Origin of the sequence: Minwuia sp. IMCC3060, assembly GCF_029909435.1 — a bacterium.
Lineage (GTDB): Bacteria > Pseudomonadota > Alphaproteobacteria > Minwuiales > Minwuiaceae > Minwuia.
Genome location: NZ_CP123782.1, coordinates 1,060,143 through 1,083,899 on the forward strand (window position 1 = coordinate 1,060,143; position 23,757 = coordinate 1,083,899).

A 23,757-nucleotide genomic window follows, 5' to 3' on the forward strand; every position below is an offset into this window, starting at 1 on the left:
TTATAGCAGATCAGCCGCGCTCGCCAGCAGGAACGCGCGCGCGGGCGCATGAACTGGCGGATCAACCTTGACAAGCGGGGCCATAGGGGCTTCGTTCCGGCGCGCCTTCTCCGATCCGTTCCAACAGATGGTTTTCCGCTGATGCACGCCTTTCGATCCCATACCTGTGGTGCCCTGCGCCGCGCCGACGTGAACACACCTGTCCGCCTGTCGGGCTGGATTCACCGCAAGCGTGACCATGGCAATCTGCTGTTCGTCGATCTGCGCGACCATTACGGCCTGACGCAGTGCGTGGTCGAGGCGGATGAGCCGGGCTTCGCGGAGGTCGATCAGGCGCGTGCGGAAAGCGTGATCACGGTGACGGGCCGCGTCGTGCCGCGCGATGCGGAGGCGGTGAACCCGGACCTGCCCACGGGCGAGGTCGAGGTCCGTATCGAGAGCGTCGAGGTGCAGAGCAGCACCGGTGACCTGCCGATGCCGGTGTTCGGCGATCAGGAGTACCCGGAAGACATCCGCCTCAAGTACCGCTTCCTCGACCTGCGCAGGGAGCGCATGCACCGCAACATCACCATGCGTTCGAAGATCATCTCGGCCATTCGCCGGCGGATGAACGAGGCCGGTTTCATGGAGTTCCAGACGCCGATCCTGACCGCCTCCAGCCCCGAAGGCGCGCGGGACTTCCTGGTACCCAGCCGCGTGCATCCGGGGCAGTTCTATGCCCTGCCGCAGGCGCCGCAGCAGTTCAAGCAGTTGCTGATGATCTCCGGTTTCGACCGCTATTTCCAGATCGCCCCCTGCTTCCGCGACGAGGATGCGCGCGCTGACCGTAGCCCGGGCGAGTTCTATCAGCTGGACGTGGAGATGAGCTTCGTCACGCAGGAGGATGTGTTCCAGGCCATCGAACCGGTGCTGGCGGGCACGTTCGAGGAATTCTCCGACTGGCCGGTGGTCGACAAGCCGTTCCCGCGCATTCCGTTCCGGGAGGCGATGCTGCGCTATGGCACCGACAAGCCCGATCTGCGCATCGCCGAGAGCATGGACATTCATGACGTGACGGAAGACTTCCGTGGCGGCGGTTTCGGGATCTTCGCCCGTTCCATCGAGAAGGGCGCGGTTGTGCGGGCCATTCCGGCGCCCGGTGCGGGTGGGCGTGCGCGCTCCTTCTTCGACGGCATGAACGACTGGGCCCGTCGTGAAGGTGCGGCAGGCCTTGGCTACATCATCTTCGGCGAGGAAGGCCCCAAGGGACCGATCGCCAACAATCTGGACGCCGCGCGGGTGGAGTCGATCCGTGCCGCGTGTGGCCTGAATGCAGGCGACGCCGTGTTCTTCGCCTGTGACCAGGCTGCCGGTGCCGCCAACCTGGCCGGCAAGGCCCGCGTGAAGCTGGCGGACCAGCTGGAACTGATCACACGCAACCAGTACCGGTTCTGCTGGATCGTCGACTTCCCGCACTTCGAATGGAACGAGGACGAGAAGAAGATCGACTTCTCCCACAATCCCTTCTCCATGCCCCAGGGCGGGATGGAGGCGCTGGAGAGCATGGATCCGCTCGACATCCTGGCCTATCAGTACGACATCGTCTGCAACGGCATCGAGCTGTCATCCGGTGCCATCCGGAACCATCGCCCGGACATCATGCTGAAGGCGTTCGAGGTTGCGGGCTATGCGGCGGAGGAAGTGGAAACCCAGTTCGCGGGCATGCTCAACGCGCTGCGCTATGGCGCGCCGCCCCATGGTGGTATCGCGCCGGGCATCGACCGTATCGTCATGCTGATCCTGGACGAGCCGAACCTGCGCGAGATCGTGGCTTTCCCGATGAACCAGCAGGCACAGGACCTGCTGATGGGCGCCCCGGCCCCGGCCGATCCGAAGCAGCTGCGCGAACTGCACATCCGCACCGTGCTGCCGAAGACGGACAAGAAGGACGGCTGAGACCGGTCAGAGGTGCCTGCGGAAATCCATGCGCTGATGCAGGATCCGCAGGACTATCGCGTCACCATTCTCACGTCGGTTGAAGAACACGACATGAGAACCTGACCGGACCGAGAGCAGGCCGGGTCTGATTTCGCTCGCGTCGCGATCATTGGCTTCAGACAGGCACAGTTTCTCGAAGGTTGCGTCGATGCGCGAGAGGTAGGAAATGACCTGCTCCGTGCCCCAGCGCTCCAGCGTGTACGCACCTATGGAATCAAGATCATCCTGAGCCTGGGCTGTGAGGATGAATCGAGCATTCTTCAACGCTTCACGCCAAGGCGTTCAAGCGTGTCGTCAAGGCTGTAGGCTGCGAATTCGCCCCGTTCGGCCTGTTCCCAGCCGATGTCGATGGCTTCGCGTAGGCGGGCAAGCCTCGCTTCCTCGCTCATCTCCGCCTCGATCTGGCGGCGCAAGGCTTCGCGCACCACTTCGGAGGCATTGTTATACAGTCCGCTTGCCACCTTCTCGCGCACATAGTCATTCAGCCGGTCGGTCAGTGAAACGTGCATGGGATGCTCCTCTGCTTCGGGCTTGATTGTACAGGCATTGACAATCCTTGTCTGCACTTCGCGCGCGTCGGGCCTGCGTTCCGGGCAGGTGCCGTGCGGCAATTTCATGTATGCTCCGGCGCATGACTGACTTTGCCGCATCACCGCAGAATGCCGGATATTTCACCCGTGACCGGGTGGGATTCCTGTTCCTGAACGTGGGTCACTTCTTCGACCACATGTTCATGCTGATCTTCGCCACGGTGGCCGTCGCGCTGGCCGGACAGGACGGCATGTCCTACCGCGAACTGCTGGAACTGCTGACACCGGCGCTGGTCATGTTCGGTGTCGGCTCCCTGCCTGCAGGCTGGCTCGCCGACCGCTGGTCGCGTGAAGGCATGATCGCGGTGTTCTTCATTGGCATCGGCGGCTCCTCCATAGCGACCGGCTTCGCCAACGAGAACTGGCAGATCATGGTCGGGCTGGGCGCCATCGGGACCTTCGCCGCCATCTATCACCCGGTCGGCATCGCCATGGTGGTCGAGGGGCAGGAGAAGGTCGGACGCGCCCTGGGCATCAATGGTGTCTGGGGCAACATGGGGCTGGCCGGGGCACCGCTGCTGACCGGCTGGCTGATCGCGATCTCGAGCTGGCGTGCGGCCTTCATCGTGCCTGGCATCGTGGCCATTCTTGTCGGGCTGGCCTACATCGCATTCTGCCGGCAGGGACGGGGGGTGGTCCGCGCGGCCAAGCGGACCGTTCCCGATCCCGGCGACCATGATCTGACCCGCACGGTGCTGATCCGCGTCGCGCTGTCCCTGGCCCTGACGATTCTCTTCGGTGGCCTGATCTTCCATGCTTCCGCGGTCGTGCTGCCGAAACTGTTCTCGGAGCGTCTGGCCGACGTCACCAGCGACATTGGTGCGGTGGGGACCTATGCCGCCATCGTGCTGGCCATCGCCTCCTTCGCGCAGATTGTCGTCGGGCACCTGCTGGACCGGTTCCCGGCGCGGCGCATCCTGTTCCTGATCGCCCTGTTCCAGATACCGGCGCTGGCACTGGTGGCCTCGATCTCCGGCATTCCCATCGTGCTGGCCTCGGTGCTGATGATGGCGCTGATCTTCGGCGAGATTCCGATCCATGACACCATCGTCACCCGCTATACCCGCGCCGCCTGGCGTGGTCGCGTGTTCGCGGTGAAGTTCGTGCTGGCCCTGCTTGTGGCTGCCGTGGTGCCGCGGCTGATCGGGTCCCTGCACGACAATTACGGGCTGGACGTGCTGTTCTTCGTGCTCGCCGCCGCCGCCGGCGGGGTCGCCCTCTCGGCGCTGATCCTGCCACTTGCCCGCAAGGCCGCCTGACACCGCTTCTGCCGGAGTTTCCAGGCTGTGAAGCCCGGGGAATTCGGCACCACGAATTTTTCTTTAAAATAATTCCAAAGAGCATTGATTGCCGAGCCAAAGGCATTATCTCCATGGCACCGGGGCGGCCATGTCGCCCCACACAGATCCGAATGCAGGAGAATTTCGATGCGCGTACCAAGTGTTACCTTCAAGACCCGTGTCCGTGACGAAGCCGTCGGTGGTCCGAATCCGTTCCGCTGGCAGGACCGCACCAGTGACGAGATCTTCAATGGCCGTCGTGTCGTTGTCTTCGCGCTGCCGGGTGCCTTCACGCCGACCTGCAGCTCGACCCACCTGCCGGGCTACGAGGCCAATTTCGAGGCGCTGAAGGCCGAGGGTGTGGATGAGGTGATCTGCCTGTCCGTGAACGATGCGTTCGTCATGTTCCAGTGGGGCAAGAACCTGGGTGCGAAGAATGTCACCCTGCTGCCCGACGGCAATGCGGAGTTCACCGACAAGATGGGCATGCTGGTGGACAAGGGGAACCTCGGCTTCGGTGCCCGGTCGTGGCGCTATTCGATGCTGGTCGAGGACGGTGAGATCGTCGAGCAGTTCGTCGAACCCGGCAAGAGCGACCTCTGCGAGACCGACCCGTTCGAGGTCTCCGATGCCGAGACCATGCTGGCCGCCATCAAGGCCCGCAATTCCAAGGCGGCCTGACACCGCCGTATCATTCCCGACTGAAGGTGAGGCCCTTCGCTGCAGACCGCAGCGGAGGGCCTTTCCGTTTCATCCCCGAAGGAATGCGCTATCCTGCTGGCCAGTGGGCGAAACGGAGCAGGCTGACAGTGCAGACAGAAGCCGGAACGCGCTGAAGCCTTTCGGTGTACGGCCTGAGAATTCCTGGGGAGGGACCGTGTCGATGAAACCCTATGAAGGCATCCGGATCATTGATCCGACGCATGTACTGGCCGGACCGTTCTGCTGCTACCAGATGGCGTGGTTCGGGGCGGAGGTCATCAAGATCGAGGCGGTGGAGCCGCGCGACTTCATCCGCTACGCCAGTCCCGACGCGGAGCTTGCGGCGGCCGGACTGTCGGAGAGCTTCCTGGCCCAGAACGCCAACAAGAAGTCCGTGGTGCTGAACCTGAAGGACCCGCGCGGTCAGGACCTGTTCAAGAAGCTTGCCGCGACCTCGGACGCGATGGTGGAGAACTTCCAGCCCGGCACCATGGCCGGACTCGGGCTTGGCTACGACGACATGCGCGCCGTCAACCCGAAGCTGGTCTATTGCTCCCTGACGGGCTTCGGCCAGACAGGACCGCTGCGGGACGTGCCGGCCTATGACCATCTGGTGCAGGGCATCTCGGCCATGGCGTCGATGCAGAACGGCACCACCGATCCGGTGCGTGTCGGCTTCCCGGTCATCGACTATGTGGTCGGACTGCTCGGCGCCTTCGCCCTCTCGACGGCGCTGTTCCAGGCGCGCGCCAGCGGGCAGGGGCAGTACGTGGATGTATCGATGCTCGATTCGGCGCTGATCATCATGGCGCCAGTGGTGCAGCAATGGCTGACCAGCCAGCGGATTCCGCAGTCGACCGGGCGCCGTGCATTCTCCGGCAGTCCCTTCTCCGGCATGTTCGAGACAGCGGACGGCATGCTGGTCACGGCGGCCAACACAAAGATCCAGGCCGCCTCCGTGCTGCGCGTGATCGGTCGGGAGGATCTGATCGACGACCCCGATGTGCTGGACTGGCATGGGCGACCGGAGATTTCGGACCGGGTGCAGCCGATCCTGTTCGAGGCCTTCGCGACCCGAACCGCGCTGGAGTGGGAGGCATTGCTGTCAGCCGCCTCCGTCCCCGCCGGAAAGCTGCGCGATGTGCCGGAGATCATGGCGCATCCGCATGTGCAGGAACGGGGCCTGCTGCACACGATCCCCGACGTGCCGGGCATCGGGCGGCCCATCGAGGTGATGGGGCCTGGATTCCGCATGGCCGATCCGGAGGCCATGATCCGCAATCCGAGCCCGCCGCCCGTCAAGGGTGCCGATACCCGCCACTACCTGCGCGAAGTCGGCCTGAGCGATGCCGACATCGATGGTCTGGTCGCCGACGGGGTGACGCTGGTCGCCGAGTGATCCGTCGCCGGGGATGAGACTTTGTTAACCCTGTTGCTGCACCTTGGATGCCATCTCAGATCCGGGTGGCGATGGCGTGAAACATCAGGCGGCGAAGGTGGTGTCGAAGAACCTGCAACGGGCGAACGGCCTGATGGCGCGTGGCCGTCCCGATCAGGCCCTGCAGGTCTTCGAACAGGCACGGCGAACAGCGCCAGGCGTCTTTGAAGTCCATTTCGGTCTTGCCCGTGCGCGGCAGGCGCTGGGGGACGCGTCGGGTGCCGTTGATGCTTTCGGCACTGCGCTGGATCACGCACCGCCAGGCGACCCCAGGGCGCTGCTGGCGCTGGGACAACTTGCCCGTGACCTGAAGGCGGCGGAGCAGGCGGTCGGCTTCTTCCGTGCGGCCGCGCTGGCCACGCCGGGCAGTGTCGATGCCCAGACCGGTCTGGCCCATGCGCTGCGGGATCTGGGGCGGCAGGAGGACGCGATCGAACTGTTGCAGTCGGCCCTGCGGCTGTCGCCGGACCAGAGTGCGCTGTGGACCGCGCTGGGTGCCGTGATGGCGGATCTGGAGGATCACGCCAACGCTGAAACATTCCTGCGGGAGGGGCTGCGGCTGGACCCGAAGAATGGCGCGGCGGCAGGCAATCTGGCCGAACTCCTGTTCGCCATGGGACGGGCAGACGATGCGGCTGAAACATATGAACTGGCCATGCGGTTGCGCCCCGACGATGCCGCGCTGCGATTCAATCACGCGCTCTTCGCGCTGGGTACGGGCGACCTGGAAACCGGCTGGCGCGACTATGAGGCGCGACTGGACAGGAGCTATCCGGGGTTCATCCGACGTGACCTGAAACACAGGCGCTGGGACGGTCGGGAAGTGCCGACAGGCCGTCTGCTGGTGCTGGCAGAGCAGGGGGTGGGCGACGAACTGCACTTCCTGCACTGCATCCGGGATACGGCAGAGCGGGTGCAGGAACTCTGGTGGGAATGCGATCCGCGCCTGCTCGACCTCTGTACGCGGTCGTTCCCGGACGTAAACTTCGTGCCCTGGCAGGGGTCGGACCGGCCCGGCTTCCATCGCGGCTATTACTGGCTCTCGGACGCACCGCGTTTCGATGCGGTGATCGAGGCGGGCAGCCTGCAGACGCTGTTCCGCCGCGACCTCGACGCGTTTCCGGCCAACCCCGCCCTGCTCGGGCCGCGAGCCATGCCGCGACCGGCGGATGGCAGGCTGCGGGTCGGGATCAGCTGGACGAGCATCCACCGCAACCGGTTGCGTGACCGCGGCTATGTCCCGCTGGAGCACTGGGGGCCACTGTTCGCGCTGGCGGGTGTGGAATGGGTCAACCTTCAGTACGGCGAGGTCGCGGAGGAGATCGCGGCGGCGGAGCAGCAGTTCGGTGTCAGGATCAGTCAGGTTGCTGGACTGGATCTGAAGGACGACTTCGATGGTACTGCGTCACTGATCGCGACCTGTGATCTGGTCATCGCACCAACCAACACCGTGCGCCAGCTTGCGGCCTCGATTGGTGTGCCGTCACTGGTGTTCTCGCGTCTGCCCTACGAGTTCGCGCTTGGGCAGGCGGTCAATCCGTTCTTCGCCAACATGCAGGATTTCGTCCGGCTGCCGGATCTCGACTGGACCCGCTGCATGCAGGATGTCGCAGGCCATGTCCGGGGACTGGCAGACAGTCACGCAGCCGCCTGATACGCGCGCACCTTGCGCGCCAGCTTCTCCAGGTAGCGGTCGCGCAGGCCAAGTTCCTGCAAGTGTTCCAGTGTCTGAAACAGATAGTCGGAGCAGGGACCCAGCCAGCCCTCCGCCCGCGCGATGCTGAAGGCCACCTTGTCGAGGTCGGTCTCGCCGCAATAGCGCGGACTCTTGCGGTTGATCACGAAGGTCGCGGCCCGCACCGGCCCCTGGTCGGTCTGTGCCCGCACCACGGTGGCACGATAGGCGTCCGAGATCATCTCCCGCCGCCACAGGATGCCCAGTTCGTCGCGCGCCTTCTCCGGTGCCACGCGAAAGGCCATGCCGGCGCATGATCCACCGCGGTCGAGGCCGAGCACCCGACCGGGCTGTTCCGGTGATCCGCGCCCCAGCGGGGTTTCCAGGCAGAACCGGCGATGCAGGCCGTGAATCCGGGCGATACGTTTCTCCTCGAAATGGAACGCCGGGTTCCAGATCAGGGAGCCGTAACCGAAGACCCAGATGTCCTCCTCCGGTGCGAAGCGGGCGATCGTCCGGTCACGCGATGCCTCCCGATCCTCGTCCGACAGGCGTGTCAGCAGACCACGGCGCTCCGCGTCCTGCATGAATTCCTCCAGCGCGCCGGCTGCGATGTTCTCGCGGGTCAGCGTCGGGTGGCTCATGCATCCTCCCCCGCCGGGACGCAGTGGCTTTCACGGATGAACAGCGACAGCAGGGCGCCCAGTCCGGCGCAGACCGGCAGCACCAGCAGCGCGACCTGATAGTCGGCGACGGAATAGACCGGAATGCCGGTCTCCGGTGAGACAGTGCCGTCCCAGGAGAGGTCGAGCACGATGCCGACGGCAGGCTGCAACAGGGCACCGCCGCCGACGAACATGCCATTGACGAAGCCTGTTACCGCGCCACCGATGGACGGTGGCGACAGTTCCCGCGCCGCAGCCAGGCACACGATCATCGACCCGCCGAACAGGCCGACCAGGAAGATCATGATCTGGCGCTGCAACAGCGTCGGTTCGAACCCGTAGAGCATCACCACCCAGAGCAGCAGCGAGAAGAATGCCGCGTTCATCAGCGGCAGCTTGCGTCGCCGGAAGAAGTCCGACAGGAAGCCGCCCACCGGTCCGCCGAAGGCAAAGCCCACGGTCATGAGGGATGTGGAGAAGCCCGCGACTTCGCGGTCCACGCCATGCATCAGCATGATGTGCGGGACACCCCACAGCAGGCCATAGGACAGGAAGGGACCGGAGAGCAGCAGGCCATAGAAGCCGAGCACCCAGTTCTGTCGGCGTGTCATGGCCTGTTTCAGGGACGTGCCCAGGCTCTGGGTGCCGGTGCGCTCGACGCGTTGTCCGTCCGGCCGGTCGCGCACCACCAGCCAGATCAGCAGCGCCAGCACGGCACCCCAGATCCCGCTGGTCAGCATGGGGTCGCGCCAGCCGTATTGGTCGATCAGCCCACCCAGCGGTCCCTGCGCCAGAAAGCCGCCGAGCATGGCGTAGCCCATGGTCAGACCGGAGAACAGGCCGAAGCGGCTGGGCGGATGCCAGGCGGAGGCGATGGTCAGGGCGGAGATGAAGCCAACGGCGGACCCGGCGCCGACCAGGAAGCGGCCGGCGTAGGCAACCCAGATGTTCGGTGACAGCGCGAAGGCCATGACCCCGATGCCCACCAGCGCCATGCCGCCCGCCATCAGGATGCGCGGCCCCCAGCGGTCGAGCAGCAGTCCCACCGGCAGTTGCAGCACGGCATAGACGTAGAGGTACAGCGCGGCCAGATTGCCGGTGACTGCGGCGCCGACATCGAAGGCGGCCATCAGCGGATCGACCATCACCGAAGGCGCGGCCCGCTGGAAGAAGGCGTAGAAGAAGCAGTTCGCGGCCAGGAACCAGACGATCCAGGCCCTCAGGCCCCCGATCGCATGGATGCGGGTGACGGTGCTTGTCATGGTGTCGGTCATGCGGCGGCTCTCTGGTCCAGTGCGAACGCTTCCGCCAGCAGTTCGTAGGACCGGACCCGCGCCGTGAAATCATGGCTGATGGTCACGACGACCAGTTCCTCGACACCATAGAGTTCGGCCAGCCGTTCCAGTTCCGCCTTTACCCTGTCCGGCGACCCGGAAACCGAGCGGTCGCGATTGGCCTCGATGATGGCGTAGTCGTGCGGGCTGTAGGGATAGGCATCCGCTTCCTCGGGCGTCGGGAACGGTCCCCACTCCCCCTTCATCAGCCGCAGCAGCCACAGGTCACGCGACTTGATCAGATAGTCTGCCTGTTCCTGGGTCTCGGCGCAGAGCGCGAAGACACCGATCGTGCCTTCCGGCTTCGGGCAGTAGGCGGAGGGCCTGAAATGCTGGCGATAGGCCTGCATGATCCTGTCGCCGCCCTGGGTGTTGATGAAATGGGCGAAGGAGAAGGGCAGGCCGAAATGGGCCGCGTAGGTCGCACTGTCCGCCGATGAGCCAAGCATCCAGACCTGCGGTGCCGTCGGGCCCAGCGGCTGCGCCTTGATGGCGGCGAAGGGGTGATCATCCTCCAGCGCGTCATTCATGAAACCGATGAGGTCGAGCACCTGCCGCGGATAATAGTCGATGGAGGCCTTGCCCGGTCCGGCCTGCAGGGCGCGGGCGGTGTGGCCATCGCTGCCCGGCGCACGCCCGACACCCAGGTCGATGCGACCGGGATAGAGCGTCTCCAGCATCCTGAAGGTCTCAGCCACCTTCAGCGCGGAATAGTGGCTGAGCATCACGCCGCCCGAGCCGACACGCAGGTTCTGCGTTGCGCCCGCAATGTGCCCGATCAGGATTTCCGGCGCGGCACCGGCCAGCCCGCCGGAAGCATGATGCTCCGCCAGCCAGTAGCGGTGATAGCCCAGCCTGTCACAGGCCTGGGCCAGCGCGATGGATTCCCGGATGGCGTCCGCAGGTGTCGCACCTGCCCGAATGGGACTCTGGTCAAGGACACTCAGGCGCACGACAGGCCCCTGCGAGCGTGGTTGCGTTCGGTCTGCTGTTTGCTCATGGTTCCACGAGATAGCGCGCGGGAGAAACCGATGGAAGACCCGAGAATTGCAATGGTGCTCCGCTTCTGGTTCGAGGAACTGGCACCGGAGCAGCACTGGAAGCGTGACAGCGCCGTGGATGCTGTCATTGCCGAACGTTTCGGGGAGCTGAACGGGCAGGCCGCGCGCGGCGACTGCGACGGCTGGCAGGGCAGCAGTGACGGTGCCCTGGCGCTGGTCATCACGCTGGACCAGTTCAGCCGCAACCTGTTTCGCGACAGCCCCGATGCCTGGGCCAACGACCCGAAGGCACTTGCCATTGCGACCACTGCCATTGAGGCGGGTTTCGATCAGCAGCAGCCAGAGATGCGCCGGTTCTTCTTCTATCTTCCGTTCGAGCATTCGGAGGTGCTGGCGATCCAGGAACGCTGCATGGACCTGTTCGCGCCGCTGGACCTGCCGGAGGCGCACATGGCCGCAGTGCGCCGCCATCACGAGATCATCGAACGCTTCGGCCGCTTTCCGCACCGCAATGCCGTTCTGGGACGCGAAAGCACGGCGGAGGAGATCGCGTTCCTGAAGGAGCCGAACAGCGCATTCTGAGGGACCGTCCCATGTTGCGACTTCCGGTCATTGTCGTCAGCGCACTCCTGGTGTCGGCGGGTGCCGCAACTGCGGGCGGTGATGCATCCGGCACCGGCTGGCGGGTCAGCGAGACAGGCTATCGCTGCGCTGACGGGACTGTCGTCGAACTGACGTACCTGTTCCATGACCAACAGCCGGGTCTGGCGGTCATGGGGTTCCGGGGACAGCAGGTGGCGATGCGGCAGGTACGCAGTGGCTCCGGGGTGCGGTTCGCGGCGCTGGACGAACAGGCCGGGCTGCGCTGGCATGTGAAGGGGCCTGTCGGATTCGTGGCGATGCTCGCGGCCGATCACACCGCAACGATGCAGGTTCTGGCCGATGATTGCCGGGAGACGCAGAGCCGCGCATACCATCTGCCACGCTGATCTGCTTCCCCCCGCCGTCCCGCTGGGCCACCATGGCCGCTCAACATCTGGGGAGGTGGACCGATGAGTGCAATTGCAGACGAACATCCCGAGGAACTGCGGCAGGTGGTGGACGGCCTGATCGCCTTCGCCGACAAGGAGATCCTGCCGCGCCATGCCGCCAACCGGGACCTGTTCGAGGACGGGCGGCGCATCTACACGGAAGACGGGCGCATGTCGCCGCCGGTGGTCGACCTGATCCGTGAAGTGCGGATGGCGGCCTCGGAGGCGGGCTACTACCAGATGTGTGTGCCCGAGGCGCTGGGCGGCGGCGGGTTGGGCAACGAAGCCTATTTCGCCGGCTGGCAGGCCCTGTTCCACCATTGCGGGCCGCAGAACTGGCTGATGCTCTATGCCATCAGCCACTGGGCCTTCGGGCCGAGCCGCCTGCTGGAGAAGGTCACCGACCGGGCGCGGGACGAGATCCTGGAGCCGCTGATGTCGGGGGAGAAGGGCATGTGCTTCGGCCTGTCCGAGCCGGGGGCGGGTTCCGATGCCACGATGATCAGGACGCGTGCGGTCCCGGACGGCGACGGCTGGGTGATCGAGGGACGGAAGATCTGGACCACCAATTCCCCCATCGCCGACTACTGCATCCTGTTCGCCGTCACGGACGCGGAGCGGGCGGCGCAGAAGAAGGGCGGCATCTCCGCCTTTCTGGTGCCGACCGACGCGCCGGGCTTCGAGGTGCAGCGCATCGTCAAGATGTTCGGCCACATCGGCGGCGACGAGGCGGAACTGCGCTTCGAGGGGCTGCGGGTGGAACCCTGGCAACTGGTGGGCGATCTGCACCAGGGCTTTGCCATGGCGCTGTACGGCGTGTCGCTGGGTCGGATATACAATTCGGCGCGCGCGGTGGGGCTGGGGCGCTGGTCGCTGGAGCTGGCACTGGAATACGCCAAGGCGCGGGAGGCGTTCGGCAAGACGATCTCGGAATATCAGGGGGTCACGTTCCCGCTGGCGTCGTCAGCGATGGAACTGCATGCCGCGCATCTGATGGGCATGAATGCGACGCGACTGCTGGATCAGGGGCAGGCAGCGATCAAGGAACTGTCCATGACCAAGGCCTATGCGGTGGAGATCGGGGTGCGGGCCGTGGACCGCGCCATGCAGACCTTCGGTGCCATGGGCTTCACCAACGAGGTTGGTCTGACCGACGCCTGGCAGGCGCTGAGAGTGATCAATGTCGCCGACGGAACCAACGAGATCCTGCGTCGGACCGTCATTCAGCGGCTGCTGAAAGGCGACATTGACCTGTAACAATCCGTTAACCCTCAGTCCGGTCGGAAGCGCGGCGGCGCCAGCGGCGGATCATGGCCAGGCTGCGGGGCTGCTCCGCGTCGGCGGCGCGTTCCGCCTGCTGGACGTCGGTGTGGCTCGGAACGTAGCCAGCCTGCCGGGTTGCGTTCATGTAGGAATTGCCGAGAATGCTGAGCATGATGCTGTCTCCTTGGGTTCGTGTGTGAAGCGCTATCTGGTTCACGGACGCGCATAAAACCAGTCAGAGAAATTTTCTGACTGTAAGGTGGAGTTACAGATGGACTGGTCCGACATGCCGCCGCTGGCAACCCTGCGCTCCTTCGAGGCAGCGGCCCGCCATCTGAACTTCACCGCTGCGGGCAGGGAGATGAACGTGACCCACGCCGCCGTCAGCCAGCAGGTCCGCAGGCTGGAGGAGCGTCTGGGGGTCAGCCTGATGGTGCGGGAGGGGCGCGGACTTGCCCTGACCGACGACGGGGCGCGGCTTGCCTGGCAGCTTTCGGAGGGCTTCGGGACGCTGCAGCAGGCCATCGCGGCCTTCACCGACAATGAGACGATGCGTGCCCTGAAGGTCACGGTCACACCGATCTTCGCGACCAGTTGGCTGATGCCGAGAATCGCGGATTTCCGGGCTTCCTACCCGGATATCGAGCTGATGCTGAACCCGACCTTCGAACTGATGGATCTGCGTCGTGACAACTATGATCTGGCCATTCGCTATGGCCATGGTCGCTGGCCGAGGCTGGAAAGCGAGCCGCTGATCCCGTCTTCCTTCGTCGTGGTGGCGGCGACTTCCCTGGTCGGCAACCGGCGTATCCGGGAACCGGCAGATGCGGCGGACCTGCCGTGGCTGCAGGAGCTGGGGACAGATGAACTGAAGATATGGATGGAACGCCGCGGCGTGGTGGTGCCCCGCAAGAAGAACATCACGCACCTGCCCGGCTACATGATCATGTCAGCCCTGCGTGACGGGCAGGGCCTTGCCTGCACCGCGCGCGTCTTCGTGGAGGAGGACATCCAGGACGGTCGCCTGACCGTCCTGTTCGAGGACGAGGAAGGCGACGAGATGAACCCCGCTGCCTATCACATGGTCTGGCAACCCGGTCCCATGCGCGCCCCGCTGAAAGCCTTCGTCACCTGGCTGAAGCAGGTGGCGAAGGCTGACTCGGACGGGCCGGGTATCGGCTGAACGGCATCAAAGCCCGCGGGCGATGATTTCCTTCATGATCTCGTTGGTGCCGGCATAGATGCGCTGGACGCGGGCGTCGGCATACATGCGGGTGATGGGATATTCCCACATGTAGCCATAGCCGCCGTGCAGCTGCAGGCATTCGTCGATCACCTTGTTCTGCATGTCGGAGGTCCAGAGCTTGGCCATGGAAGCCGTTTCGGCATCCAGTTCGTTGACCAGCACCTTCGACAGGCATTCATCGACGAAGGTCCGGGCGACCTGGGCAATGGTCTTCATCTCGGCAAGCTTGAAACGGGTGTTCTGGAATTCCAGCAGCGGCTGACCGAAGGCCTTGCGTTCCTTGCAGTATTCCACCGTCATCTCGACGGCGGCTTCCATGGCGGCGGCGGCACTGATGGCCACCTGGATGCGTTCCCACGCCAGTTCCTGCATCAGATAGACGAAGCCCTTGCCTTCCTCGCCAAGGATGCGATCGGCGGGAATGCGCACATTGTCGAAGAACAGCTCCGACGTGTCCTGCGCCTTCATGCCCAGCTTCTTCAGGCGGCGGCCCTTCTCGAAGCCGCTGTCACCGCGTTCGACCATCACCAGCGAGGTACCCTTGGCACCCTTTTCCGGGTCGGTCTTGGCGACAACGATGACCACATCGGCGTTCCAGCCATTGGTGATGAAGGTCTTCTGGCCATTGACGACGAGCTCGTTGCCATCCTTCAGTGCCGTGGTCTTGATACCCTGCAGGTCCGAGCCCGTGCCCGGCTCCGACATGGCGATGGCACCGACCATCTCGCCGCTGGCCATCTTCGGCAGGTATTTCCGCTTCTGCTCCTCCGAGCCATAGCGGTTGATGTAGGGGGCCACGATCTCGTTGTGCAGCCCGAAGCCGAGACCCGTCAGGTTCAGCCGCTGCGTCTCCTCCATCAGGATCGCGCTGTAGAGCCGGTCAGCATTCGAACCACCGAACTCCTCCGGCATCGACATGCAGAGGAACCCGAGTTCACCGGCTCGGGTCCAGGCTTCCCGGTCGACATAGCCCTGATCTTCCCACTTCTCGTGGTGCGGGGCCATTTCGTCCTCGAGAAACTTGCGAACAGTGCGACGGAAGATCTCGTGGTCTTCACTGAAGATCTGACGCTGCAAACCCATGGCTCCAAGCCCTCCCCGGCTTCAGTCAATTGAACAGGGATCGGTTATAGCGCGGGGCTCGCGTCAGTGACCAGCGGTCATCGCGGACTTTTCGAGTTGCCGGATCATCTTCAGGGTGTCGGCCAGCGGGCTCTCGGGATCCAAATTGTTCACGGCCGGCTCGGTGCTGACCGGTTCAGGCCCGGCAGCAGCCATGACGCGGATGATCTCGGAGACCAGCAGGGAGACATCATACGGCTTCATGACGACGCCATCCATGCCGGCGGCGCGGAACGCCGCGCGATGCTCCGGCGAGTCGTGGCCGGTTACCCCCAGGATCGGCAGCCGGGACCCGGCTGGTTCAGCGGCACGGATTTCCTGTGTGGCGGCAACACCGTCCAGTTCCGGCATCTGGATATCCATCAGCACCAGATCGACGTTGCCCGACAGTGCACGCTCCACGGCGGATCGGCCATTGTCGACCGTGATCACCTCATGCCCCAGCTTGCGCATCACCGCCTCCAGCAGGGCGCGGTTGATCAGATGGTCGTCGGCGACGAGCACGCGCAGACTGGCAACCGTTTCCTCACCTTTCGGGAGGTCGGAGGTGGCTTCGCCGACCTGTGCCTCACATTCGGGCAGCGCGATCTGCAGGCTGAAGCTGGAGCCGATACCGGGCTCACTGGTGACGGTAATGTCGCCGTTCATCTGCCGCGCCAGCCGCCGGGAGATCGCCAGGCCCAGCCCCGCGCCGGATTCCGCGTGCAGACGGCGTCGCTTCCAGGGCTGGAACAGGTCGTCGATCATAGCGGGTTCCATGCCGCAGCCGGTGTCTGCGACGACAAACCGAAGGCCGACGAGATCGCCCTGGTCATGTGCCGACATCCGGACGCTGACCTGACCGCCGGAGGTGAACTTGATCGCGTTGCCGATCAGGTTGAGCAGTATCTGGCAGATGCGCGTCCGGTCGCCACTCAGGGTGCGGTTGCACCGTTCCCCGAAGCGGGCTTCGAAGCGCAGGCACTTGTCGGCGGCCTGCGGTCCCATGACCCGACCGACATGTTCCAGCAGTTCGACCGGCGAGAACGGTGCCTCCACCATCCGGAATCGGCCAGCTTCCATGCGTGACAGGTCGAGCATGTCGACAGAGAGGTTGCGCAGGCTGTCGGCGCAGGCACGGATGGTGTCCACCTGCCTGCGCTGTTCCCTGTCCAGCTGGCTAGTCAGCAGCAGTTCGGTCACGCCGAGCAGCCCGTTCAGGCTGTTGCGCATCTCGTGACTGACGGCCGCCAGCAGATCAGGACGGGCAAGACTCGGGTTGTGCGCCGACATGTCATTCACGATGGTTTGCTCCGGTCCATTGCAACCGGAACATTTTGTCGGATCGGCGTTAACGAAGCCTTGCCGGAGCAATCAGGCCCTTGGCCGGGACGCCTGCCTGATCGTGTGGCTCAGCAGGATCACGGGCACCACACCGGCCAGCACGATGGCGAGGGCACCGGGCGTGGCCTCCGCGAAACGTTCATCGACCGCATACTGGTGTGTCACCGTTGCCAGGGTCTCGAAGTTGAAGGGGCGCAGTGCCAGGGTCATCGGCAGCTCCTTCAGCGTATCGACGAAGACCAGCAGGGCGGCGGTCAGGCTGCTGGCGCGCAGGAGCGGCCAGTGAACGCGCCGTACCAGGTCAACAGGACCTGATCCAAGCAGCCGGGCAGCATCGTCGAGGGAGCGGGGCACCCGCTCGAACCCCGCCTCGGTCGCGCCGAAACCCAAAGCCAGGAACCGCACGGTGCAGCCGAACAGCAATGCGATCAGGGTGCCGGAGAGCAGCAGGCCACTCGACAGTCCGAATGACTCGAACAGCCAGGCATCCAGGGCGTTGTCGAAGGCGGCGAAGGGGGCAAGGATACCTATTGCCAGCACGGAGCCGGGGATCGCGTACCCCATGCTGGCCAGGCGCGTACCCAGGCGGAGCAGCGGCGCGCCGCTCATGCGTCCGGCATAGGCCAGCCAGAGCGAAAGCACGGTCACGACCAGGGCGGCGAGGGCGGCAAGCTCCAGCGAGTTGAGCAGTGCGGACGCCAGGTCCCCGGTGAACAGGGCATCTATGCGGTGCCACGAGGAGCCTACCAGCAGGCTGAAGGGCAGCAGGAAACCCAGCACGACGGGCAGGGTGCAGAGCAGGGTCGCGGCCAGGGCCAGGGCACCATGCAGTTGCGCGCGGGCCTGCGCGGGGCGGGTTGAGCGGGCGTCGGTGAAGCGGCGATCGGCCCGTGCCCGGCGTTCCGCCAGCAGCAGGATCGCGACCGCCGCCACCAGCATCAGGGCAAGGCCGGACGCGCCCTCCAGGCTGCCCATGTTGATCCAGACGTGGAAGATGCCGGTCGAGAAGACGGGCACGGCGAAGAAGTCGACAGTGCCGTATTCGTTCAGTGTCTCCATCAGCGCCAGCGCGACACCGACGACGATGGCGGGGCGTGCCATGGGCAGGGCAACGCGCCAGAAGGCCGCGCTGGCCGACAGTCCCTGCATGCGCGCGGCCTCCACGGCAGCGCGGGACTGGGCCAGGAACGCGGTGCGGGTCAGCAGATAGACGTACGGATAGAGCACCAGCGTGATGATGATGATGGCGCCGGGCAGGCTTCTGATCTCCGGGAAGCTGTAGTCGGCGGCATTGCGCCAGCCGAACAGGTCGCGCAGCGTGCTCTGCACCGGCCCGGCATAGTCCAGCAGGTCCGTGTAGACAAAGGCGACGATGTAGGATGGTGCTGCCAGCGGCATCATCAGCGCCCATTCCAGCGTCCGGCGCAGCGGGAAGTCGTATGCCGCGACCAGCCAGGCCGCGCCGACACCGATCAGGGTCACGCCCGTTCCGACGCCCAGCGCCAGCAGGCTGGTGGTGATGGTGTAGTTGCCCAGGACCGTTCGGGTCAGATGCGGCCAGATCCCCGGCTCCACCGACAGCGCGAACCAGACAAGCGCACCGACCGGTAACGCAACAAGCCCCGTCGCGAGTATCGCGACGAGGCCAATTACGAGATAGCTTCTGTCATGTCCGCGACGGACGGCCGTCGGCGGCGCAACCGCAAGTGTCATGCGGTCACGATGTCAGATCACGCATCAACTGGAAAGACCGGCGCGGTCCACCATCTGGGCGGCGGCACGACGCTGGGCCGCGACATCGGCCAGGCTGACCGGATCTTCCTTGAATTCACCGAAGACGGCGATGACCGGAGCGATCGATACCCCGCCCAAGATCGGGAACTCGAAGTTCTGGGCGGCGTAGATTTCCTGCGCGTGCGGGCTGGTCAGATACTCGATCAGCTTGACGCCGTTCTCCGGGTGCCTGGCGTGCTTGGTGACACCGGCACCGGTGATGTTCATGTGTGCGCCGCGCCCTTCCTGGTTCGGGAACACGGGACGCACGGCCTCGGCGGCGGGGCGCTGTTCCGGGTCGGAGAGCATGATGCCGTAGTAGTAGGTATTGCCGATGGCGATATCGCACTCGCCCTGGGCAACGGCCTTGATCTGCGCGCGGTCATTGCCCTGCGGCTTGCGCGCCAGGTTGGCCTTCACACCCTGCAGCCACGTTTCCGTCCAGGCTTCACCATGGGACGCGATCATGGAGGAGATCAGGTCGATCATGTAGGGATGCGTGAACTGGCGGGCGCAGATCTTGCCCTTCCATTCCACGTCGGCCAGACCTTCGTAGGTCAGCGCGCGATCCGCCGCCACACGCTCACGGCTGGCATAGAGCACGCGGCTGCGCTTGGTGATCGCGAACCAGCGGTTCTGGGGATCCCGGAAGTTCGCCGGAACGGCAGCCTCCAGCTTCGGGGAGGTCACCGAACGCAGCACATCAGCCTCGACGAGGTCGGCCAGACGACCGGCGTTGGCGGTGATCACCACGTCGGCCGGCGTGTTGCGGCCTTCGGCAACCAGGCGCTCCAGCAGACCCTTGTTCGCGTAGACCATGTTCACCTTGATGCCGGTATCGGCGGTGAAGGCGTCGATCAGCGGCTGCATGAGGTGAGGCTGGCGGTAGGAGTAGAGGTTGACCTCCTCCGCAGCCTGCGCGGCACCCGCGGTCAGGCCGCAAAGCAGGGCGGCACCGGTTGCGAGGCGCGTGATGGATCCAAAGACTGACATGGCAGGCGAGTCCCTTTTTCAGAATGAGTTGCAAGATCAATAACAGCGCAGGATCACCGCTGCAACATCATTGATAATCATTTGCAGCACGGCAATTCGCGTCCCTGCCGCTGACCCGCAGTCCGCGCGGATGGCCATGCGTCTGTTTTGGATTGCCGCAGGGGCAGGACTGCGTAAGCTCCCGCGCATGACAACTGCCTTACCTCCCGTTGAAGAGAACGCGGCGTCGCGTTCCTTCAGTCTGATGATCTTCGTGCTGCTGATTCTGGTCTGGGGCCTGCTCTGGCCCTTCATGAAGATCGCCGTGGCGGAGATGTCGGTTCTCAGCTTCCGTGCCATCAGCTCGGTGCTGGCCGCGATCACCATGCTGATCGTGACACGGATCGCCGGGCACAGCCTGCGCGTCCCCCGTGACCACTGGGTTCCCCTGATCGTTGCCGGATTGTTCAATGTCGGGGCCTGGCTGTACCTGTCGGCGGTCGGCGTGACCCTGATCGAGGCCGGTCGCGCATCGCTGATCGCCTATACCATGCCGGTCTGGGCCTTTCTGATGGGTATTCCGCTGCTGGGCGAGAAGGTGACGCGCTGGCGCATTCTGGGTCTGGTCCTGGCCATGGCCGGGCTGGCCGTCCTGATGGGGGACGAGGCCAAGCGGCTGGGTGAGGCGCCCCTGGGTGCCCTGGTCATGGTGGCGGCATCGCTCTGCTTTGCCTTCGGAACCGTCTGGCAGAAGTACAATACCTGGCGCGTGCCGCATCTGACGGTGATGAGCTGGCAGATGGTGGTGGGCGCGACACCGATCACGCTGCTGGCCATACCTGACCTGCTGGTCCTGCAACCGGTATCCTGGCAGGCGACAGCGGCAACGCTCTATGCCGGCCTGATTGCGCAGGTCTTCGGTGTGGCCGCCTATCTGTGGCTGGTGAAACGCCTGCCGGTGAAGACGGCATCGCTGTCTGTCATGCTGGTGCCTCTGGTCGGGCTTGGTTCCTCGGCAATCCTGCTGGACGAACCGCTCGGGCTGCCGGAGCTGCTGGCGACCGGCCTGATACTGGGGGCCATCGCGACGGTTTTTCCGAAGGATTTGCCGAAGACAAGATAGGGGAGGTTCAAAAAATGACTGAGAAACGGGTGGATACCGTACGCCTGCAACGCATCTCGAAGGCCTATTGGGAGACGGGCGCCATGTATGCGGCCATCGATCTGGGGGTCTTCACGCAGATCGCGGCAGGCGCGAATACCATCGCGAAGCTGGGTGAGGCCGTGGGGATCGGTGCACTGAACGGCGAGCGGCTGCTGGATGCCCTGGCGGGGATGGAGCTGGTGACACGGGATGCGGACGGCACCTACGCCAACGCCCCCGATGTGGCGCGTTTCCTTGTGGAGGGAGAGCGCAGCTACGCGGGTCCCTGGATGACCTTCATGCGGGAGAGCTGGGGCGACTGGGGCAGGCTTTCTGAAATCCTGAAGGAGCAGAAGACCGAGCCGCTGGGCATGTACGATGACCTGACGGTGGAGAGTGCGCGCGCCTATCACAAGGCCACCTATTCCATCGGCATGGGCGCGGCCCGCAAGTTCCATCGGGAAGTCGATCTGACCGGCCGCAAGCGCATCATGGATCTCGGCGGCGGCTCCGGTGCCTACTGCATCATCGCCGCCCAGACCTGGCCCGGGATCAGTGCGGTGGTGCTCGATCTGCCGCCGGTCGTGACCGTGGCGCGGGAATTCATTGCGGAGAATGGTGTGTCCGACAGGGTCACGGCGGAATCCTGCGACTTCACGCGGGGGCCGTTGCCGTCCGGTTGCGACGTTGCGATCCAGGCCTCGAACCTGCCGATCTATGACCGCGAAACCTGGACCCGTGTCGTGGCACAGGTATTCGACGCGCTGGAGCCCGGCGGCGAGTACCATCTGATCGGCGAGATGCTGGACGATGACCGGATGGGGCCGATCGCCCCTGCGATGTGGGGACTCTACGAGGCGATACCGCACTCGATCGGGCATGCCCACACGATTGCCGAGTGCGTCGGCTATCTGGAGAGCGCCGGGTTCGAGGGGATCAGCGCGACGGAGTTCATTCCGCAGACACTGACGCGGGTGACGGGGCGCAAGCCGGGCTGATCAATGATCACCGGGCCGCTCAGTCCGGGACGGGCACGGGCTTCCTGAAGCGCATTCGCGAGATCAGACGCAACACGGTGACGGCGGTCTTCGGCTGATCCATTTCCAGATGCAGGGCCGCGATGGCGAGCAGGTTGCCCGCCGGGTCGCCTTCCGCCGCGTGGTTCAGCATCTCCTCCAGCTTCTTCCTGCCCTCCGCGCCGATGCCGCTCACCTTCTCCGGGAACCGACGGCGCAGGTGCGGGACCAGCCGTGCCGAACCAAGCTGGACCAGGGACGGCTCGGCCCGCAGCGCGACGCGGGCATAGACCGTTGCCGCTCGCTTCAGGTCGCCGGAGACAAGCCTGTGCAATGCAAACAGCAGCATTTCCCCCTGCAGTCGGCGCGCGTTGCCCTGTCGGACTTCCACTGCCGGCAGCTTCTCCGGATCGGTGGCGACTTCCGGTGTCCAGACGCTGTCGAAGACGCCCGCGGTGAAGCCCGCATTGTCTCCCACCGCGGCGGGCAGGCCGCCGCCTTCACCGATGCTCGCGGCCCACTTGTCCAGGAAGGCGCGGCCCCCGTCACTGTTGTGCAGGCCAATGATGCCGTCTTGCATGGCTTCCGCGCCTTCCGACGGCAACAGGGTCACATCGATCCCGGGTTGTGCCAGCGGTTTCATCAGGGTTCCGACCGACCCGGAGCGCAGGCGGCAGTGGGAGTTGACGTAGAAGGCACGATCAAAGATCTCGCGATCCATGGCGCGGCGGCAACAGGTGGCGACACTGGCGGACGGATCATCGGCCATGGAAATGACGATGTTGAAGACAGCCGTGCGCCAGAGCCTGTGGGTCGGACGGTTGGTCACGACGGCGATCGGGACGTCCGTGAAATGCTGGCGCACCGACCAGGCGGCCATCAGGGTCCGGTCGATCTGGGTCTCGTCGCTGTTCGCCACGAACAGCACGACCCATTCATTCTTCCGCTTCGTTTCAGGTGTTTGCATCGCCCCAGACCTGCCTCGCTGCACCGCACCCGAGCCTAGCCCGGACGAATGGCTGATGCCACTTGTCAAAGTGTGCGGTGAAACATCTCCGGCGTCCTGTTCGCGGCGGCGAAACCAGGCAGGATGGTCTCACTGATTTCCGTCGGGCTGTAGGAAAGATGATCGGCAAGTGCTGCTGCAAAGACGTCCCGCAGATCCCTGGTCGGACGCAGGTCCCGCGCCGCGACGCGGTCTGCCGGACGCAGGCCGGGCCAGTCAGCGATCATCCGCCCGCCCCGGACCGCTCCGCCCAGCAGCAGGGCCGAACCGCCGATGCCATGGTCCGAGCCCCCGGTTCCGTTCGGCTCCACTGTTCGACCGAATTCACTGGCGATCAGCACCACGGTCTGCGACCAGGCGTCGCCGAGCTTGGCCCGCAGCCGCGCGATCCCCTGATCCAGATCAGCGGAAAGTCGGTTCATGTGGAACAGCAGCGTGCCATGCATGTCCCAGCCGTCGCTGTCCATGGCAACGATACGTGGTCCGTCCGCGCGCGCCATCAACTGGCCGACCTGTTCCAGCAGACCGGCCATGCGACCGGAATTGGGGTCTCCGCCCATGCCGCCGGTCATTGCCTGCAACTCCCGCCCCTGTGGCAGCATCCTGGCCAGCAGCGGGTCATTGGCCCACAGTGGCACCAGACGGTCCACCAGTGTCGGGTCCGCGACCGGCAACTGTGACGGTGCCCAGGATCCGACAGGTGCCGCACCGCGCATGATCAGCGGCGTTCCCGCGCCAACCGACAGTCCGCGACGGGCGCTGTCCGGGCGCAGGGCAAGGGCGCGGTTGAGCCATCCGTCGGCGGAACCGTCGGGGCGGGCAAGCCCGCTCTCCAGTACGTTCTGCGCGTCGAAGTGACTCCGATCCTGATAGGGGGTGGAGATGGCATGAAATCCGATGAGTTGCTGCTGCTTCCAGAGTTCGCCGATGGTCGGCATGGCGCCGTGCAGGGAGAAGAAGCCGTCCAGCGGAAGCGTCGGAAAGGCGCTTAGTCTGCCGCGAATGTCCGCCAGATCCGGGTCGCCTGTTGGCGGAAGCATGCTCAGCCCATCCGCCCCGCCGCGCAGGATGATCATCAGGAAGCGCGGGTCCGGTCCTGTCGTGGCGAGTGATCGACCGGAAATGGAAGCCAGGGCCGAGGCACCGCTGAATTTCAGCAGCCTGCGGCGCGAGATATCGAAGCGGCGGTCCGGCATTGA

The 23,757-nt window shown here is 64.9% G+C and carries 22 protein-coding genes; 11 read left to right on the plus strand and 11 right to left on the minus strand.

Going from position 1 to position 23,757, the window contains the following annotated elements:
- Positions 1-141 precede the first annotated feature (141 nt).
- Positions 142-1,935 (plus strand): aspartate--tRNA ligase, encoded by a 1,794-nt coding sequence (gene aspS / locus QGV54_RS05005; protein WP_281017941.1) that lies wholly within the window; start codon positions 142-144, stop codon positions 1,933-1,935.
- A 302-nt stretch (positions 1,936-2,237) separates the two neighbouring features.
- Here the strand turns inward: aspS and QGV54_RS05010 are convergent, their stop codons facing one another.
- On the minus strand, positions 2,238-2,594 hold the full coding sequence (locus tag QGV54_RS05010) for a type II toxin-antitoxin system ParD family antitoxin (RefSeq protein ID WP_281020074.1): 357 nt from the start codon (positions 2,592-2,594) through the stop codon (positions 2,238-2,240).
- A gap of 14 nt (positions 2,595-2,608) precedes the next feature.
- Here QGV54_RS05010 and QGV54_RS05015 point away from each other — a divergent pair, with 14 nt between their 5' ends.
- From QGV54_RS05015 to QGV54_RS05030, 4 genes are all read left to right on the plus strand, one after another.
- Positions 2,609-3,826 carry an MFS transporter gene (locus tag QGV54_RS05015; protein WP_281017939.1) on the plus strand — a complete coding sequence of 406 codons (1,218 nt, stop codon included), beginning with the start codon at positions 2,609-2,611 and terminating at the stop codon, positions 3,824-3,826.
- Positions 3,827-3,994: 168 nt separating this feature from the next.
- Positions 3,995-4,528 carry a peroxiredoxin gene (locus QGV54_RS05020; RefSeq protein WP_281017938.1) on the plus strand — a complete coding sequence of 178 codons (534 nt, stop codon included), beginning with the start codon at positions 3,995-3,997 and terminating at the stop codon, positions 4,526-4,528.
- A 202-nt stretch (positions 4,529-4,730) separates the two neighbouring features.
- Positions 4,731-5,948, plus strand: a complete 1,218-nt coding sequence (locus QGV54_RS05025; protein ID WP_281017937.1) for a CoA transferase — start codon at positions 4,731-4,733, stop codon at positions 5,946-5,948.
- A gap of 76 nt (positions 5,949-6,024) precedes the next feature.
- On the plus strand, positions 6,025-7,641 hold the full coding sequence (locus QGV54_RS05030; RefSeq protein ID WP_281017936.1) for a tetratricopeptide repeat protein: 1,617 nt from the start codon (positions 6,025-6,027) through the stop codon (positions 7,639-7,641).
- On the opposite strand, the gene QGV54_RS05035 is transcribed toward QGV54_RS05030, so the two are convergent.
- Genes QGV54_RS05035 through QGV54_RS05045 form a run of 3 tightly spaced genes read right to left on the minus strand, consistent with a single transcriptional unit; the run spans position 7,626 to position 10,614 of the window.
- Positions 7,626-8,306: a gamma-glutamylcyclotransferase gene (locus tag QGV54_RS05035; protein ID WP_281017935.1), complete on the minus strand. Its 681-nt coding sequence runs from the start codon at positions 8,304-8,306 to the stop codon at positions 7,626-7,628. The genes QGV54_RS05030 and QGV54_RS05035 overlap by 16 nt on opposite strands.
- Positions 8,303-9,601, minus strand: a complete 1,299-nt coding sequence (locus tag QGV54_RS05040) for an MFS transporter (protein ID WP_281017934.1) — start codon at positions 9,599-9,601, stop codon at positions 8,303-8,305. Before QGV54_RS05040 ends, QGV54_RS05035 begins: the two co-directional genes overlap by 4 nt.
- Positions 9,598-10,614 (minus strand): LLM class flavin-dependent oxidoreductase, encoded by a 1,017-nt coding sequence (locus QGV54_RS05045; protein ID WP_281017933.1) that lies wholly within the window; start codon positions 10,612-10,614, stop codon positions 9,598-9,600. The genes QGV54_RS05040 and QGV54_RS05045 overlap by 4 nt, the downstream gene beginning before the upstream one ends.
- A 78-nt stretch (positions 10,615-10,692) precedes the next feature.
- On the opposite strand from QGV54_RS05045, the gene QGV54_RS05050 reads away from it, so the two are divergent.
- The 3 genes from QGV54_RS05050 to QGV54_RS05060 all read left to right on the plus strand — a co-directional run bounded on the left by QGV54_RS05050 (position 10,693) and on the right by QGV54_RS05060 (position 12,950).
- Positions 10,693-11,244, plus strand: coding sequence for a DUF924 family protein (locus QGV54_RS05050; protein WP_281017932.1), 552 nt, complete (start codon positions 10,693-10,695; stop codon positions 11,242-11,244).
- 11 nt (positions 11,245-11,255) lie between these two features.
- Entirely contained in the window at positions 11,256-11,651 is a 396-nt protein-coding gene (locus tag QGV54_RS05055) for an MliC family protein (RefSeq protein WP_281017931.1), read from the plus strand.
- Between the two features lie 63 nt (positions 11,652-11,714).
- Complete coding sequence (locus QGV54_RS05060; protein WP_281017930.1) at positions 11,715-12,950, plus strand: acyl-CoA dehydrogenase family protein; 1,236 nt, start codon at positions 11,715-11,717, stop codon at positions 12,948-12,950.
- Positions 12,951-12,957: 7 nt separating this feature from the next.
- On the opposite strand, the gene QGV54_RS05065 is transcribed toward QGV54_RS05060, so the two are convergent.
- Positions 12,958-13,128, minus strand: a complete 171-nt coding sequence (locus QGV54_RS05065; RefSeq protein ID WP_281017929.1) for a hypothetical protein — start codon at positions 13,126-13,128, stop codon at positions 12,958-12,960.
- 99 nt (positions 13,129-13,227) lie between these two features.
- Between QGV54_RS05065 and QGV54_RS05070 the strand changes: the two genes are divergently transcribed.
- Positions 13,228-14,139, plus strand: a complete 912-nt coding sequence (locus tag QGV54_RS05070) for a LysR family transcriptional regulator (RefSeq protein WP_281017928.1) — start codon at positions 13,228-13,230, stop codon at positions 14,137-14,139.
- A 6-nt stretch (positions 14,140-14,145) separates the two neighbouring features.
- On the opposite strand, the gene QGV54_RS05075 is transcribed toward QGV54_RS05070, so the two are convergent.
- From QGV54_RS05075 to QGV54_RS05090, 4 genes are all read right to left on the minus strand, one after another.
- On the minus strand, positions 14,146-15,285 hold the full coding sequence (locus QGV54_RS05075) for an acyl-CoA dehydrogenase family protein (protein WP_281017927.1): 1,140 nt from the start codon (positions 15,283-15,285) through the stop codon (positions 14,146-14,148).
- A 63-nt stretch (positions 15,286-15,348) separates the two neighbouring features.
- Positions 15,349-16,596: an ATP-binding protein gene (locus QGV54_RS05080; RefSeq protein ID WP_281019845.1), complete on the minus strand. Its 1,248-nt coding sequence runs from the start codon at positions 16,594-16,596 to the stop codon at positions 15,349-15,351.
- An 81-nt stretch (positions 16,597-16,677) separates the two neighbouring features.
- On the minus strand, positions 16,678-18,360 hold the full coding sequence (locus QGV54_RS05085; RefSeq protein ID WP_281017926.1) for an iron ABC transporter permease: 1,683 nt from the start codon (positions 18,358-18,360) through the stop codon (positions 16,678-16,680).
- A gap of 24 nt (positions 18,361-18,384) precedes the next feature.
- Positions 18,385-19,413, minus strand: coding sequence for an extracellular solute-binding protein (locus QGV54_RS05090; RefSeq protein WP_281017925.1), 1,029 nt, complete (start codon positions 19,411-19,413; stop codon positions 18,385-18,387).
- Between the two features lie 187 nt (positions 19,414-19,600).
- Here QGV54_RS05090 and QGV54_RS05095 point away from each other — a divergent pair, with 187 nt between their 5' ends.
- Both QGV54_RS05095 and QGV54_RS05100 read left to right on the plus strand, forming a co-directional pair.
- Entirely contained in the window at positions 19,601-20,515 is a 915-nt protein-coding gene (locus QGV54_RS05095) for a DMT family transporter (RefSeq protein ID WP_281017924.1), read from the plus strand.
- 14 nt (positions 20,516-20,529) lie between these two features.
- Positions 20,530-21,534: a methyltransferase gene (locus QGV54_RS05100; protein ID WP_281017923.1), complete on the plus strand. Its 1,005-nt coding sequence runs from the start codon at positions 20,530-20,532 to the stop codon at positions 21,532-21,534.
- Positions 21,535-21,553: 19 nt separating this feature from the next.
- Here the strand turns inward: QGV54_RS05100 and QGV54_RS05105 are convergent, their stop codons facing one another.
- Together QGV54_RS05105 and QGV54_RS05110 are read right to left on the minus strand one after the other, a co-directional pair.
- Positions 21,554-22,519, minus strand: coding sequence for a hypothetical protein (locus tag QGV54_RS05105; RefSeq protein WP_281017922.1), 966 nt, complete (start codon positions 22,517-22,519; stop codon positions 21,554-21,556).
- A 65-nt stretch (positions 22,520-22,584) separates the two neighbouring features.
- A complete protein-coding gene (locus QGV54_RS05110; RefSeq protein ID WP_281017921.1) occupies positions 22,585-23,754 on the minus strand; it encodes a DUF1501 domain-containing protein in 1,170 nt (389 codons plus the stop codon).
- Positions 23,755-23,757: the final 3 nt, after the last annotated feature.

Excerpts from the sequence above, each read along its gene's own strand:
- QGV54_RS05035 (WP_281017935.1), bottom strand. The coding sequence starts at position 8,306 with ATGAGCCACCCGACGCTGACCCGCGAGAACATCGCAGCCGGCGCGCTG.
- QGV54_RS05080 (WP_281019845.1), bottom strand. The coding sequence starts at position 16,596 with ATGTCGGCGCACAACCCGAGTCTTGCCCGTCCTGATCTGCTGGCGGCC.
- QGV54_RS05100 (WP_281017923.1), top strand. The coding sequence starts at position 20,530 with ATGACTGAGAAACGGGTGGATACCGTACGCCTGCAACGCATCTCGAAG.
- QGV54_RS05040 (WP_281017934.1), bottom strand. The coding sequence starts at position 9,601 with ATGACCGACACCATGACAAGCACCGTCACCCGCATCCATGCGATCGGG.
- QGV54_RS05010 (WP_281020074.1), bottom strand. The coding sequence starts at position 2,594 with ATGAAATTGCCGCACGGCACCTGCCCGGAACGCAGGCCCGACGCGCGC.
- QGV54_RS05075 (WP_281017927.1), bottom strand. The coding sequence starts at position 15,285 with ATGGGTTTGCAGCGTCAGATCTTCAGTGAAGACCACGAGATCTTCCGT.
- QGV54_RS05060 (WP_281017930.1), top strand. The coding sequence starts at position 11,715 with ATGAGTGCAATTGCAGACGAACATCCCGAGGAACTGCGGCAGGTGGTG.
- aspS (WP_281017941.1), top strand. The coding sequence starts at position 142 with ATGCACGCCTTTCGATCCCATACCTGTGGTGCCCTGCGCCGCGCCGAC.
- QGV54_RS05055 (WP_281017931.1), top strand. The coding sequence starts at position 11,256 with ATGTTGCGACTTCCGGTCATTGTCGTCAGCGCACTCCTGGTGTCGGCG.
- QGV54_RS05025 (WP_281017937.1), top strand. The coding sequence starts at position 4,731 with ATGAAACCCTATGAAGGCATCCGGATCATTGATCCGACGCATGTACTG.
- QGV54_RS05085 (WP_281017926.1), bottom strand. The coding sequence starts at position 18,360 with ATGACACTTGCGGTTGCGCCGCCGACGGCCGTCCGTCGCGGACATGAC.
- QGV54_RS05110 (WP_281017921.1), bottom strand. The coding sequence starts at position 23,754 with ATGCCGGACCGCCGCTTCGATATCTCGCGCCGCAGGCTGCTGAAATTC.
- QGV54_RS05105 (WP_281017922.1), bottom strand. The coding sequence starts at position 22,519 with ATGCAAACACCTGAAACGAAGCGGAAGAATGAATGGGTCGTGCTGTTC.
- QGV54_RS05065 (WP_281017929.1), bottom strand. The coding sequence starts at position 13,128 with ATGCTCAGCATTCTCGGCAATTCCTACATGAACGCAACCCGGCAGGCT.
- QGV54_RS05015 (WP_281017939.1), top strand. The coding sequence starts at position 2,609 with ATGACTGACTTTGCCGCATCACCGCAGAATGCCGGATATTTCACCCGT.
- QGV54_RS05090 (WP_281017925.1), bottom strand. The coding sequence starts at position 19,413 with ATGTCAGTCTTTGGATCCATCACGCGCCTCGCAACCGGTGCCGCCCTG.
- QGV54_RS05070 (WP_281017928.1), top strand. The coding sequence starts at position 13,228 with ATGGACTGGTCCGACATGCCGCCGCTGGCAACCCTGCGCTCCTTCGAG.
- QGV54_RS05050 (WP_281017932.1), top strand. The coding sequence starts at position 10,693 with ATGGAAGACCCGAGAATTGCAATGGTGCTCCGCTTCTGGTTCGAGGAA.
- QGV54_RS05020 (WP_281017938.1), top strand. The coding sequence starts at position 3,995 with ATGCGCGTACCAAGTGTTACCTTCAAGACCCGTGTCCGTGACGAAGCC.
- QGV54_RS05095 (WP_281017924.1), top strand. The coding sequence starts at position 19,601 with ATGACAACTGCCTTACCTCCCGTTGAAGAGAACGCGGCGTCGCGTTCC.